This is a genomic window from Herbaspirillum sp. Her4 (assembly GCF_057961335.1).
In genome coordinates this window covers 3,500,967-3,514,713 of record NZ_CM176330.1, presented here as the reverse complement: position 1 = coordinate 3,514,713, position 13,747 = coordinate 3,500,967, and the positions used below count along the sequence as shown (strand labels likewise).

The window sequence follows — 13,747 nt, the reverse complement described above, 5'->3', positions numbered from 1 at the left end:
CGCGGATTACAGGCCCAGGGCCTGCTTCTGCAAGCCGTTGAGCGTGGCGATGCCTTGCTGGGCCAGGTCCAGCAGGTTGTTGAGGGTGGCACGGTCGAAGGCGGCGCCTTCAGCGGTGCCCTGCACTTCGACGAAATGGCCGCCATCGGTCATGACCACGTTCATGTCGGTATCGCAATCCGAGTCTTCCAGGTAATCCAGATCGAGCACCGGGACGCCCTGGTAGACGCCGACCGAAATCGCGGCCACGAACTGCTTGACCGGAATGGTTTCGATCAGGCCGCGCGACTTCAGCACGTTGAAGGCGTCATAGGCGGCCACCATGGCGCCGGTGATGGCGGCGGTGCGCGTGCCGCCATCGGCTTGCAGCACGTCGCAGTCCAGCTGCAGGGTGCGTTCGCCGAAGGCTTCCAGGTCAAAGGCGGCGCGCAGGGCGCGGCCGATCAGGCGCTGGATTTCCTGGGTACGGCCGGATTGCTTGCCCTTGGCGGCTTCGCGGTCCATGCGGGTATGTGTGGAGCGCGGCAGCATGCCGTATTCGGCGGTGAGCCAACCCTGGCCCTTGCCCTTCAGGAAGCCGGGGACCTTTTCCTCGATGGAGGCGGTGCAGAGCACGCGGGTGTCCCCGAACTCGACCAGCACCGAGCCTTCGGCGTGCTTGGTGTACTGGCGGGTCAGGCGCACGTCGCGCAATTGCGAAACGCTGCGGCCGCTGGGGCGATGGGAAGCTGTCATGGTGATCCTTGTCTTGGTCTGGGCGAGGCTGGGCGGATGGCGGGCGGCCAATTGGCCCCCAAAACCGCCGGTTTGATGTTTTTGATAGCGCGGCGCCGCGAAACTTCATTAAAATGCGGGCTCCGACCGGGTGGCACCCGGGCAGGCCGCACAGGCGGTGCCGGAACGTTCAAGTCCGGCATTGTAAAGGAACACGATGTCCGCCGTCGCGGCATCCTCCATTTACCTCTCTGGCCACCCTGCCCGCCCCGCCCGCAACCCTTATTCGCCGGCGCGCCCTGCTGCGCCGCCCGCCCGCTTTATGGAGTCCCGACCTTGACCATCTACAGCATGACCGGCTATGCCGTCACCACCCGTGAAACCACTGCCGGCACGGTCACCCTGGAAATGAAGAGCGTCAATTCGCGCTTCCTCGACCTGCAGTTCCGCATCAACGATGACCTGCGTGCGGTCGAACCGATGCTGCGCGAAGCCATCATGGGCCGCCTGGTGCGCGGCAAGGTGGAATGCCGCCTGTCCTTCGGCCGCAAGGTCGCCAGTGGCAACAGCCAGGCCCTGAACCACACCCTGGTAGGCCAGCTGGCCAGCCTGCAAGACCAGCTGCGCGCGCAATTCCCTGATGCCGCGCCGCTGTCGATCAACGAACTGCTGCGCTGGCCGGGCGTGATGGAAGAAGCCGAGATCAGCCAGGACACCCTGCAAGCCGACATCCTGGCCACGATGCAGCAGACCCTGGACGCCTTCGTCGAATCGCGCGCCCGTGAAGGTGCGGCCCTGCAGGCCGTGATCCTGGCCCGGGTGGAAGCGATGGAAGCCATCGTGGCCCGCATCACCCCGCTGGTGCCGCAGCTGGTCGAGCAATTCCAGCAGAAGGCCACCGAACGCATGACCGAAGCTCTGGGCCTGGCCCTGCAGACGCAGAATGGCGCAACGCCCGTGGCCACCCGCGAGGAATCGCTGGAACGCATCCGCCAGGAAGTGACCCTCTACGGCATCCGCATCGATATCGCCGAGGAACTGGCACGCCTGTCGGCCCACCTGGGCGAAACCCGCCACATCCTCAAAAAGGGCGGCCAGGTCGGCAAGCGCCTCGATTTCATGATGCAGGAACTGAACCGCGAGGCCAACACGGTCGGCTCCAAGGCCGCCGTCAAGGAACTGGCCGATGCCTCCATGGAACTGAAGCTGCTCATCGACCAGATGCGCGAGCAGGTGCAGAATCTGGAATGACCCCAGCCGCACAGCCCCATTCCGACCGATATTGATTAGTTAAAAGACATTTTTCAGCGAGGACCCCATGCCCGTCCAAAAACCCACATCCGGTAGCCTTTTCATGGTGGTTGCCCCGTCCGGCGCCGGCAAATCGACCCTGGTCAACGCCCTGCTCAAGCAGGAGCCGGCCATCAAGCTGTCGATCTCCTACACCACCCGCGCACCGCGTCCGGGCGAAGAACATGGCCGTGAATATTATTTCACTGACGTGGAAGATTTCCTGAAGCGCCAAGCCGAGGGCGAATTCCTTGAGTGGGCCGAAGTGCATGGCAACTATTACGGCACCTCGCGCCTGATGATTGCCGACCAGATCGCCAATGGTACCGACGTGCTGCTGGAGATCGACTGGCAAGGCGCGCAGCAGGTGAAGAAACAATTTACCAATGCGATCGGCATCTTCATCCTGCCGCCTTCGATTGCCGCGCTGGAAGAGCGCCTGAAGAAGCGCGGACAGGACGAACCACACGTCATCACGCGCCGCATCCTGGCCGCCGGCGGCGAAATCGCTCACTCGCCGGAGTTCGAATATGTTATTATTAATCAAGAGTTTGCCGTCGCTTTGTCCGAACTGACGGCAATCGTCCAGGCCGCCCGCTGCCGCTTCCCGCAGCAAGCCGCCCGCAATGCCTACCTCTTCACCCAGCTGGGCATCCACGCGAGCTAAGCCGCACAAGCCAGACCAGCAACCCGGCGCCGGACCCATCAATCCACAAGCAAGACCGTCATTCAGGAGTATCACATGGCCCGCATTACCATCGAAGATTGCCTCAAGCAGATCCCCAACCGCTTCCAGTTGACCCTGTCGGCCACCTACCGTGCCCGCCAGCTGCTGCAAGGCCACACCCCGAAGGTGGAAGCCAAGGACAAGCCGACCGTGACCGCCCTGCGCGAAATCGCCGCTGGCAAAGTCGGTATCGAGATGCTCAAGAAGGTTCCGGCCTGATCCTGGTCCGTCCATGAAGCTGATAACGGACAAGTATGAGCCTCACCACTACCGACTCCACCTTATCAGCCGCTGCTAGCTCCAAACGTGCCGCCGGTTCCGGCCGCACCGCAACTCCCCTCGAAGTCGCCCCTGCCGCCCACAGCGGCGTGGCGACTTTCGCGCATCTGATCCCCAAGCTCGAAGAGTACCTGACCCCTTCCGAACTGAAGAAGGTCAAGGAAGCCTATCGCTTCGCCGACGAGATGCACCTGGGCCAGATGCGCAAGTCCGGCGAGCCCTACATCTCGCATCCGCTGGCAGTGGCCGAGATCTGCGCCGAATGGAAGCTCGACGCCCAGGCCATGATGGCGGCCTTCCTGCACGATGTCATGGAAGACCAGGGCGTCAAGAAGGAAGAGCTGATCGAGCGCTTCGGCGCGTCCGTGGCCTCACTGGTGGATGGCCTCTCCAAGCTGGACAAGATCGAATTCCAGAGCCAGGTCGAGGCGCAGGCGGAAAACTTCCGCAAGATGCTGCTGGCCATGGCGCGCGACGTGCGGGTGATTCTGGTCAAGCTGGCCGACCGCCTGCACAACATGCGCACGCTGGGCTCCATGCCGCCCGAGAAGAAGCGCCGCATCTCGCGCGAGACCATGGAAGTCTACGTGCCCATCGCGCACCGCCTGGGCCTCAACAACATCTACCGCGAGCTGCAGGAGCTGTCCTTCGCGCACCTGCATCCGCTGCGCCATCGCACCCTGCTCAAGGCCGTCAAGGCCGCGCGCGGCAACCGCCGCGAAGTGGTGACCAAGATCATGGAATCGGTCACCAGCACCCTGATCGCCGCCGGCATCCCGGCCCAGGTCGATGGCCGCGAAAAGACCCTCTACGGCATCTATCGCAAGATGCGCAACAAGCACCTGAGCTTCTCGCAGGTACTGGACGTGTACGGCTTCCGCGTGGTGGTGGACAGCTTCGCCAACTGCTACGTGGCGCTGGGCACCCTGCACTCCCTGTTCAAGCCCATGCCGGGCAAGTTCAAGGATTACATTGCCATTCCCAAGTTGAATGGCTACCAGTCGCTGCACACGACCCTGATCGGCCCCTACGGCACCCCGGTGGAGTTCCAGATCCGCACCACCGACATGCACCGCGTGGCCGAATCCGGCGTGGCCGCCCACTGGCTCTACAAGGATGACGAAGGCAGCCTCACCGACCTGCAGCAGCGTACCCACGCCTGGCTGCAGTCGCTGCTGGACATCCAGAAGCAGACTGGCGATTCAGCCGAGTTCCTGGAGCACGTCAAGGTCGACCTGTTCCCGGATTCGGTCTACGTCTTCACGCCCAAATCGAAGATCATCGCCCTGCCCCGTGGTGCCACGGCGCTCGATTTCGCCTACAGCATCCACACCGACATCGGCGACCAGACCACTTCAGCCATCATCAACCACGAGCCGGCCGCGCTGCGCTCGGAGCTGCACAACGGCGACATCGTCGAGATCATCACCTCGCCGACCTCGCGCCCCAGCCCCAACTGGCTGGGCTACGTGCGCACCGGCAAGGCCCGTTCGGCCATCCGCCACCGCCTGCGCACGGCCAACAAGGTCGAGTCGCAAGCCGTCGGACGCCGCTTGTTGGGCAATGCTCTTCATACGTTGGGCATCGAACCTGAACTTCCTTCCCATATCGTCGAGCGCCTGCTCAACGAATCCAGCGCCAAGACCATGGATGACCTGTATGCCGAGATCGGCATCGGCACCCGCATGGCCCCGCTGGTGGCACGCCACATCATGACCATGATGGATACCGGCGTGAGCGTGCCGCAGCTCGATCCGGAAGGCCACATGCTGCCCAACAAGCCGGACCCGGTGGTCATCACCGGCAGCGAAGGGGCCTCGGCGCAATTGTCGTCCTGCTGTATGCCGATCCCGGGCGATCGCCTGACCGGCTATTTGAAGCCGGACCAGACCCTGATCGTGCATACCCAGGAGTGCGAGACCGCTAAGCGCCTGCACGAGAAGGAGCCGGACCGCTGGATCGACCTGGTCTGGGGCCATGATCTCAATCGCCGCTTCGATTGCCGCATCACCATTCTGATCCACAACGAGCGCGGCACGCTGGCGCGCATCGCTGCCGAGATCGGCGAGTCCGATGCCAACATCGTCTCGGTGGCCATGGATGACGAAGGCGGCAATGGCTCCATGAAGTACCTGCGCTTCACCATCCAGATCGAGGATCGCGTGCACCTGGCGCGCCTGATGCGTGGCATCCGCAAGATCGACAGCGTCGCACGTATCCTGCGCGAACGCGGCTGATCCTGCCCTGTCCCCCCTCTGCAAACGCCCGCTGATGCGGGCGTTTGTCTTTTCCGGGATCCGTTTTGCGGGCAGCGTGCAGGCAGCGCATGGCCGGGTGTCTGACAAGGCAAGTCTCGCTTCTCTGATAGGCAAGCGGCGAAGAGGCGAGGAAACTGAACATTGGGCTTCATCCGCCCAAAAGAAAAATGAATATAAATAATATAAATCGCCATGCCAAAAAAACTGCTTACGAGGACGCCTCGTCCCTCTGCACGCCAGGACATCCTGAAAACCGCCCAGAACCTCAAAATGGCCCGCTCCGCCCACGCTTACGTGCGCGGCAGCACCCTGCGCTTCTACAACTGGCTCAATGAAACCCAGGCCAGCAGCCTGCCCGAAGGTCCGGCCATCTGGATCTGTGGTGACTGCCACATCGGCAACCTGGGCCCGGTGGCCAATGCCGAGGGCAAGATCGACATCCAGATCCGTGACTTCGACCAGACCGTCATCGGCAACCCATCGCACGACCTGATCCGCCTGGCACTGTCGTTGGCCATGGCCGCGCGCAGTTCGGACCTGCCGGGCGTGATCACGGCCAAGATGATGGAGGTGCTGGTGGAGGGATATGAATCTGCCTTCCGGCCCGGTGACGACCTGCGCTTGGGCAAAAAGCCCAAGTCCGTGCGCGTGGCCCTGAAGACTGCACATCGCCGCACCTGGAAGGAACTGGCGCATGAACGCATGCAAGGCAAGACCGTGCATATCCCGCTTGGAAAACGCTTCTGGTCGGCCTCGCGACAGGAAACAAAAGAGATCACCGCGCTGGTGGAGTCAGCACCGGCGCGCGCCTTGCTGACGTCCTTGCGGCATCGCGAGGACGACGCTGCCATCAAGATGCTCGATACCGCCTACTGGATGAAGGGATGCAGCTCGCTGGGCCTGCTGCGCTTTGCCGTGCTGCTGGATGTGAACGAACAGGCCAGCGAAAGCAGCGACCTGTGCCTTTTCGATATCAAGGAAGCCGTCACCGCCGCCGCGCCCCGCTACCGCGATGCCGGTATGCCGCGCGACAACGCCGAACGCGTCGTCACCGGCGCACGCCATCTTGCGCCACACCTGGGTTCACGCATGCTGGCCACGCGCCTGCTGGAGCGCCCGGTGTTCGTGCGCGAGCTGCTGCCGCAGGACCTGAAGCTGGAAATCGATCACGTCAGCCAGGAAGAGGCGCTGCGTGCGGCGCGCTACCTGGCCCGCGTCGTTGGCCAGGCGCATGCGCGCCAGATGGATGAAGCAACCTGCCGCGCGTGGTACACCGAACTGGCGCGGCAACGGTCGAAGACGCTGGAAGTGCCGTCCTGGCTGTGGCGCAGCGTGGTCGACCTGGTGGCCAACCATGAGCGCGCCTATCTGGAACATTGCCGCCGCTATGCCCTGGCCGAACAGGCGGTGGAGTTCTGAGACGGACTCAGGCCGCTTTCTGCGGTAGCGGTTGCACAGCGGCCTCCCGTTTCAGATGCTCCTGGCAGGCCTGTGCGCCCTTGTCGGCAATGCCGCGCTCCAGCTTGTCGGCGAAGAATTCGATGAGCGCACTGACCGCACTGGGCAATTGCCGCCGGTGCACGTACACGGCATAGAAGCCCATGGTGTCGCGCTGGTAATCCGGGAGGATGTTGATCAGGCTGCCATTGCGCAGGTCTTCAGAGGCCAGCATGGTCGGCAGCAGCGCAATGCCCAATCCTGCCCGCGCCGCACGCAACTGCCCTTGTGCGGTGTTGATGCACAGGCGCGGTACCACCCGCACGTTTTCCGGACCGTGCGGCCCTTCCAGTTTCCACACCGTATGCTGGGGTGCCTGCGACGTCGCCAGGCAGGCATGGCCCACCAGGTCGGCCAGGGCCTGCGGCGTGCCTGCGCGCTCCAGGTAACGCGGACTGGCAATGAGGGCCATATGGCTCTGCACCAGCTTCCTGGCCACCAGGCTGGAGTCGGGCAGCACCCCACCCCGGAAAGCCAGATCGATACCCTCGGCGATCAGGTCGGCGCGCCCGTCATTGAGCACGAACTCCAACTGCACCTTGGGATAGAGATGCATGAACTCATGCATCCACTCGATGGAGAAATTGTCGAAGAAGTCCACCGGGGCAGCCACGCGCAGGCTGCCAGACGGTTCCCCCTGGCTTTGGGTGAGACTGGCGCTGGCGTGCTCGATGTCTTCCAGGCCCGGCGCGCAGCGCTCGAAGAATTCCCGCCCCGCCGCCGTCATGTTGAGCTGGCGCGTCGAGCGTTGCAGCAGCCGCACCCCCATGGCCGCTTCCAGCGCCTGCAGGCGGCGGCTGATGGTATTGGGCGGCATGGACAGCTTGCGCCCGGCGGCGGCGAAGCTGCCGGCACGCACTACATGGACGAAAAGCCAGATGTCGTTGAGGTCTAGCATGGCGATATTCGATTCCCACCAAAAATGGATCAGTGAAATGCGATTCTCGCATCTATTGGAAGAAATGAAAACTGGGTATCGTTGACCCCAATGCAAGGCGTTCACCGAAGGCCTTGCCCACCGAACAACGAAAGGACACACCATGAGCACTCTTCTGCACATCGACTCCAGCGCCCGCAGCGGCGGTTCCATCTCCCGTCAGCTGACCGCTTCCTTCGCCCAGCAATGGCAAGCCAAGAACCCTGGCGGCAAGGTGGTGCACCGTGACCTGGCGGCCAATGCCCTGCCGCACCTGAGCGAATCGATGCTGGGTGCCTATTTCACCCCGGCCGACGCGCGCAGCGCCGAACAGGCTGAAGTGATCAAGCAATCCGACGCCCTGGTGGACGAACTGCTGGCCGCCGACACCATCGTCATCGGCGTGCCGATGTACAACTTCGCCCCGCCGTCGACCCTGAAGGCCTGGATCGACCACGTCTTCCGCGCCGGCCGCACCTTCAGCTACACCGAGACCGGCCCGGTCGGCCTGGTCAAGGGCAAGAAGGCCGTCATCATGCTCTCGCGCGGCGGCAAGTATTCCGAAGGCCCGATGGAAGCACTGGACTTCCAGGGCAAGTACCTCAAGGGCGCACTGGGCTTCATCGGCATCACCGACGTGGAACTGGTGGTCGCCGAGGGTGTGTCCATGGGCGAAGAAGCTGCCAAGGCCGCCGTGGCCGGTGCAGAAGCCAAGATCAACGCCACTGCCTGATCCTCGCCAGAGCAATTCCCAGCAACGGGGTGCGCCGCCAACGTGGTGCGCCCCGTTTGCTTTGGCGCGCCGTCAATGGTTGCCCAGGTCCTTGTGCATGCGGCGCAAGCCCAGCCAGACGCAGGCCGCTACCACCGGCACCACCAGGCCGGTGGCCAGGTCGGGATTGATGGGCAGGCCCGCCGCCTTGGCCGCCTTGCCGGCATAGCCCAGCAAACCGATCACGTAATACGAGATCGCCGCCACCGACAAGCCCTCCACGGCCTGCTGCAGCTTCAGTTGCTGGGCGGCGCGGGCATTCATGGATTCCAGGATCTGGCGGTTCTGGCGCTCCTGCACGATGCCGATCCGCGTACGCAACAGGTCGTTGGTATGGGCGATGCGCTCGGCCAGCGCTTCCTGGCGGCGGGCGATGGCCTGGCAGGTATTCATGGCGGGGGCCAGGCGGCGCTCCATGAATTCGCCGATGGTCGGTACACCCTCGATGCGCTGCTCGCGCAATTCTTCGATACGCGCCTGCACCAGGCGGAAATAGGCTTGCGAGGCCGAGAAGCGATAGCTGTTCTCCAGCGACAGCTTTTCGATGCGCGCCGCCAGTCCGGTGATCTTGCGCAGGATGCGCTCATCCTCGGCCATCTCTTCCGGCGTGCCGCTGGTGGATTGTTCGGACTGCACCATGGCTGCCGTCAGCGCGGCCAGGTCGCCTTCGATTTCATTGAGCAAAGGGCCGGACTGCTGCGCATGCGGCAAGCCCAGCAGCGCCATCATGCGATAGGTCTCGATTTCAAGAATGCGCTGCGCCAGGCGTCCGCCCTGCAATTCGCGCAGGCCGATATCGCGTACCACGAAGCGCGAAAAACCATCCGACTGGATCTGGAAATCGGTCCAGATCTCGCCCCCTTGCAAGACCTTGCTGGAACTCATCAGCTTGCCTTCGAAGATGCGCTGCATCTGGCGCGCGGTCGCAGCCGTATCGTCAACGCCCGGCTCGACCACCACGTGCGCGGCCACCATCAGCTTCCCCTTCAGACCCAGCAGCCATTGCTGCGGAATATGCGCCAGCGGCGCGCGGGCAAAGGCGTGGTCGGTGCCCAGTTCTTCCTCGTGCGCCTGGGCGAAGGTGTAAGTGGCGAACTCGGTATGGCACTCCCACTTCAGGCGGAAGCGGCCGAAGTCATGATAGAAGTGCTTGGCCTCGCCGCCCGGCGCGACCACGCCGAAGTGGGCGCACAGTTCGTCCAGCAGGACATGCTGGGCGCTGGCGTGACGGCCTCCGTTGCCGTCTTCGCGTACGTAGACGGCCAAATGCGTCAGGGTTTCCGAGCGCGTGAGCTGCAGGAAGGGGCGCGAATGCACCTCGGCCGCCAGGACGACGCGCTGCGGGTGATTCAGGCTGGCAAAAACGATGGACATGAAGGTTCTCGTGGAAGATTGAAATTCGGGGTGCCCGGCGCAGGAAGCGGCGCACGCGGCGACGGCCTGCCCGCATGCAATTTGCACGCCGGGCCGCCGTCAGCAAGAAAGAGGGAGGAGCGCTACTGCGGTGCCGGATACGTCACTTCGAGGATGGTCAGCTGCTCTACCCCCGACGGTGTCTGCAGCACCACTTCATCGCCCTCGCGGGCCTTGGTCAGCGCCCGCGCCACCGGCGAGATCCAGCTGATCAGTCCCTTGAGGGGATCGAGTTCATCGATGCCCACGATGGTGACGGTGTGCTCTTCGCCGCGCTGGTTTTCGTAGGTCACGGTCGCGCCGAAGAAGATCTGGTCACTGCCGTGGTGCACGGAAGGATCGACCACCTCGGCATTGTCCAGCCGCTTGGTCAGAAAGCGGATGCGGCGGTCGATCTCGCGCAGGCGCTTCTTGCCGTAGAGGTAGTCGCCGTTTTCGGAACGGTCGCCGTTGGAGGCGGCCCAGGACACCACGCGCACCACTTCCGGACGCTCTTCATCGATCAGGTGCAGCAGTTCATCCTTGATGCGCTGATGCCCCTGCGGGGTCATGTAGTTCTTGCTGCCGGCGGGGATGGCCGGCAAGGCGATTTCGTCATCGTCGTCGGCACCGTCGGATTCTTTTACAAAAGCCTTGTTCATGCTGGAGTGGGGTTGGTATGCAGGTTGACGCTTATTGTAGCCGCATGCGAGCGCCTGCAACGGTACAGTTGCGGCGATTAATGCGCGGGGCACCGTGCCGGGCTCGCCCTTTGGGGCGCACTCGGCGATAATCTGCACTCGCGCCTGCGCATGCCGTCCATGCCAGGTTCTCCAACTCGCCTGCTCGCGCCCATGTCTTCCATCGCTCCCCGCTATCGCATCGGTCTCATTGCCAACCGCGCCCATCAGGACGCTTCGGATTCCGCCCTGGTCCAGCTGCTGACCGGTTCGCGCCATCGCATCGAAAGCCTGCAACCCGAACTGATCGTGGTCGGCCGCACGCTCGATGCCATCGGACAAATGAATCTTCTGCCTGGCTACGAGCATCTGGTGCGTTTTCCCTATGGTCGCCACGGCGGCCTGATGAAGCTGGTGTCGCGTACCGTGGACCCCGATCCCGCCCGCACCCTCGATGCGGTGATCTACCTGATCGATCCGGTCGACCCCTCGTCCACCTTCCCGGAAGCGGTGGCCCTGAAGCGCCAGTGCGTGATCCACGGCAAGCCCTTCCTCTCGACCCTGGCCGGTGCCCAGGAGTGGTTCGAGCTGGAAGCCCTGGCCAACGGAGCCGCGCCCGACAGTTTCCTGGACAACCGTTTCCATCTGAAGGACGAAGGCATCGCCCTGATCGCCCACGACGCCATGAAAACGCGCATGCTGGAGCTGGCCGAAAAGCATTTCGAGGTACTCGACCAATTTGCCTTCCGCTGTGCCACCGGCACCACCGGCGGCCTGCTCAACCAGCTGGCGGTGAAGATGAAAGGCGAAGCTGGCCGCAACTGGGTCAAGCCCTTCCTCTCCGGTCCCTTGGGCGGGGACGCCCAGATCGCCGAACTGATCCTGGAACGCCAGTGCCGCCGCGTACTGTTCCTGGAAGACCCGCACGTGGCACGCCAGCACGAGGCCGACATCCAGCTGCTGGAACGCGCCGCCCGCACCGTCACCGGCTATGCCTCCTGCATGAGCGACGTGAAGTGGGGCGACCGCTGGCTCTCGCTCATCAAGGCGCGCGCCGTCTGATCGCTGGATGACTGACCCGACCTTGCCGCCGCGCCGGCCGCCCCGCTGGCGTCGACGGCTGCTGGCACCGCTGATCTACACCGCAGCCCTGCTGCTCATGCTGGAAGAATGGCTGTGGGATGCCACCCAGGCGGTGCTGGCACGCATCCCCGAATGGCCCTGGCTGGTGCAATTGCAGCGCTGGGTGGAACGGCTCTCGCCCTACGCGGCGCTGCTGATTTTCCTGGCACCAACCCTGCTGCTCTTGCCGGTGAAGATTCTGGCGCTGATGTCCATCGCGCATGGCCACCCTACCCTGGGCGTGATCATCGTGCTCACGGCCAAGGTGCTGGGCACGGCGCTGGTAGCGCGCATCTATGCGCTCACGCGGCGTAGCCTGCTGTCGCTGGAGTGGTTCCAGCGCTATCACACCCGGCTGCTGGACATCAAAGCCCGGCTCACCGCGCAACTGCAGGCCACGGCCGGCTGGCAGCAGGTGCAGCGTCTGCTCAAGGCGGTCAAGTCGGCCATTGGAGAGTTCAAGCGCAAGCTGGCCGCCCGCATCGTCACACGCCCCGGTGCGCCGTCCTCTCGCCTGTTGCGGCTGCTGCGCCGGCTGGTGGCCCGCATGCGGAGCAAATAGATTCATCTTGCTGACTTCAAAAATGAAAAGGGCTGCTAAAGCAGCCCTTACTTCATGAAGACACGTCCGCTCATGCGGCAGCGGCGCAATCAGTCATCGTCATCGTCGTCATCGATGTAGCCCTCCGGCGGCGGCGACATCTGCATCGTGGCCTGTTGGCCGATGTTGTTGTTGGCGATGCTGTTGCCCCATTCGAAGGCCTGCTTTTCGGCGGCAAAGAAATCGTCTGCCGACAGTTGCAGCTCTTCCAGCAGGCGCTGCATCTCCTCCTGGTCGGGTGCGCGCAGTTCGGTGCACTCCACCAGGCGCAGCACAGTGCCGTAGAAACCGGTACGGCGCAGCAGCGCTTCGCGGATCTCGGTACTGACGGTGATCTGGCGCAGCACGGTTTCCATGCTCATACCGAAGAGTGCATCCACCAGCGACATGATGCCGACCGTGAAGGCCATCTCCGACATCTTGCGACGGCCGGGGCGAATCTTGGCCGTGATCAGTTCCAGCATCTTGCCGCGTGTGGCCGCCAGAATCATCAGCGGCGACATGGAATGGGCGCGATCCTTGTCGGTATTGGCAAACAGGAGGATCTGCAGCCAGCGCTTGAGCTGGCGGCGGCCCAGCACGATCAGCGCCTGGCCCAGCGAATCGATGAACTTCTGGAAACCGTAGACGGGCGTGTTGACCAGCCGCAGCAGCGTGAGCGACAGGGCCACGTCGCGCTTGATGTAACGAACGATCTCGGCGTTGTCGACATTGCGCACCAGGAGCGTGAGCAGATGCATGATGATCATCTTCGAGGCTTCCAGCTTCTTGCCCTGGAGGATCATCGGCTTGGCGAAGTAATAGCCCTGGAAATAATCGAAGCCAAACGTCATGCAGTCATTGAACACCTGCAGGCTCTCGACCTTCTCGGCCAGCAGTTCCTTTTGCGCCCGCTTGAAATGCACCGACAGCTTGAGCAGCTTGCTGGGATCGACTTCCATCACGTCGATCTTGATGATCTTCACCAGCGGCAGCAGCTCTTCGATCTCCTGCGACTCAGCCACCACATCGTCCAGCGCGAATACGTAACCGGCGGCCACGAGTTCACGCACCCGCGTCACCAGTTCGGGCGTGACGCGCACGGTTTCGAGGATTTCCAGCACCACCTTGTCGGCCGGCAGGAAATAGATGAAGTCGCTCATCAGCACGGCGGCATCGACATTGATGAAGCCGTGCAGATTGCCGATCACGTTGGACAGCCCCAGCTCCGAAGCATGGGCAATCACGGCCGCCGTGGCCGTGACGTCATCCTTCACATTGGCCGGACCGAATGCGGCGCTGCGAAACAGCAGTTCATAGCCGATCAGATCCTGCTCGCGGCTCAGGATGGGCTGGCGCGCCAGGAAGAAATCCAGGGCCTGGTGCGCAGGAAGGGGCGAAGCGGTTGGGTCGGCGGACTGGTCTGACATGGTTGTTTTTCTACGGGCCCCTGGCGTTGCGATCAATCTTGACGTACAGCAATCCGCTTATTGTATGCCGATTTGGCATTGTTTCAGCGA

General features: G+C 63.2%; 13 protein-coding genes. 8 read left to right on the top strand and 5 right to left on the bottom strand.

The annotated features are described in order from the left end of the window. Positions 1-6: 6 nt before the first annotated feature. Positions 7-735, bottom strand: a complete 729-nt coding sequence (gene rph, locus ACWFUC_RS15935; protein WP_039788342.1) for a ribonuclease PH — start codon at positions 733-735, stop codon at positions 7-9. A 315-nt stretch (positions 736-1,050) separates the two neighbouring features. Here rph and ACWFUC_RS15930 point away from each other — a divergent pair, with 315 nt between their 5' ends. The 5 genes from ACWFUC_RS15930 (at position 1,051) to ACWFUC_RS15910 (ending at position 6,687) form a co-directional block, all read left to right on the top strand. Continuing rightward, a complete protein-coding gene (locus ACWFUC_RS15930) occupies positions 1,051-1,965 on the top strand; it encodes a YicC/YloC family endoribonuclease (RefSeq protein WP_489625383.1) in 915 nt (304 codons plus the stop codon). A 67-nt stretch (positions 1,966-2,032) separates the two neighbouring features. Further along, positions 2,033-2,671 (top strand): guanylate kinase, encoded by a 639-nt coding sequence (gmk, locus tag ACWFUC_RS15925; protein WP_039788345.1) that lies wholly within the window; start codon positions 2,033-2,035, stop codon positions 2,669-2,671. Positions 2,672-2,746: 75 nt separating this feature from the next. Further along, on the top strand, positions 2,747-2,950 hold the full coding sequence (gene rpoZ / locus ACWFUC_RS15920) for a DNA-directed RNA polymerase subunit omega (RefSeq protein ID WP_008328299.1): 204 nt from the start codon (positions 2,747-2,749) through the stop codon (positions 2,948-2,950). Positions 2,951-2,985: 35 nt separating this feature from the next. After that, positions 2,986-5,247 (top strand): RelA/SpoT family protein, encoded by a 2,262-nt coding sequence (locus ACWFUC_RS15915; RefSeq protein WP_039788346.1) that lies wholly within the window; start codon positions 2,986-2,988, stop codon positions 5,245-5,247. A 213-nt stretch (positions 5,248-5,460) separates the two neighbouring features. Continuing rightward, positions 5,461-6,687 (top strand): DUF2252 family protein, encoded by a 1,227-nt coding sequence (locus ACWFUC_RS15910; RefSeq protein ID WP_489625382.1) that lies wholly within the window; start codon positions 5,461-5,463, stop codon positions 6,685-6,687. A gap of 7 nt (positions 6,688-6,694) precedes the next feature. On the opposite strand, the gene ACWFUC_RS15905 is transcribed toward ACWFUC_RS15910, so the two are convergent. Beyond that, positions 6,695-7,663, bottom strand: a complete 969-nt coding sequence (locus ACWFUC_RS15905; protein WP_039788350.1) for a LysR family transcriptional regulator — start codon at positions 7,661-7,663, stop codon at positions 6,695-6,697. 142 nt (positions 7,664-7,805) lie between these two features. On the opposite strand from ACWFUC_RS15905, the gene ACWFUC_RS15900 reads away from it, so the two are divergent. Beyond that, positions 7,806-8,414: an FMN-dependent NADH-azoreductase gene (locus ACWFUC_RS15900; protein WP_489625381.1), complete on the top strand. Its 609-nt coding sequence runs from the start codon at positions 7,806-7,808 to the stop codon at positions 8,412-8,414. A gap of 72 nt (positions 8,415-8,486) precedes the next feature. On the opposite strand, the gene ACWFUC_RS15895 is transcribed toward ACWFUC_RS15900, so the two are convergent. Further along, entirely contained in the window at positions 8,487-9,827 is a 1,341-nt protein-coding gene (locus ACWFUC_RS15895; protein WP_489625380.1) for a DUF3422 family protein, read from the bottom strand. 122 nt (positions 9,828-9,949) lie between these two features. After that, a complete protein-coding gene (gene greB, locus ACWFUC_RS15890; protein WP_034334847.1) occupies positions 9,950-10,507 on the bottom strand; it encodes a transcription elongation factor GreB in 558 nt (185 codons plus the stop codon). 192 nt (positions 10,508-10,699) lie between these two features. Between greB and ACWFUC_RS15885 the strand changes: the two genes are divergently transcribed. Together ACWFUC_RS15885 and ACWFUC_RS15880 are read left to right on the top strand one after the other, a co-directional pair. Then, positions 10,700-11,587 carry a methylglyoxal synthase gene (locus ACWFUC_RS15885; RefSeq protein WP_489625548.1) on the top strand — a complete coding sequence of 296 codons (888 nt, stop codon included), beginning with the start codon at positions 10,700-10,702 and terminating at the stop codon, positions 11,585-11,587. Positions 11,588-11,594: 7 nt separating this feature from the next. After that, positions 11,595-12,209 (top strand): hypothetical protein, encoded by a 615-nt coding sequence (locus ACWFUC_RS15880; RefSeq protein ID WP_489625379.1) that lies wholly within the window; start codon positions 11,595-11,597, stop codon positions 12,207-12,209. Between the two features lie 89 nt (positions 12,210-12,298). Here the strand turns inward: ACWFUC_RS15880 and ACWFUC_RS15875 are convergent, their stop codons facing one another. Next, positions 12,299-13,657 carry an EAL and HDOD domain-containing protein gene (locus ACWFUC_RS15875; protein ID WP_134222239.1) on the bottom strand — a complete coding sequence of 453 codons (1,359 nt, stop codon included), beginning with the start codon at positions 13,655-13,657 and terminating at the stop codon, positions 12,299-12,301. Between the last annotated feature and the right edge of the window lie 90 nt (positions 13,658-13,747).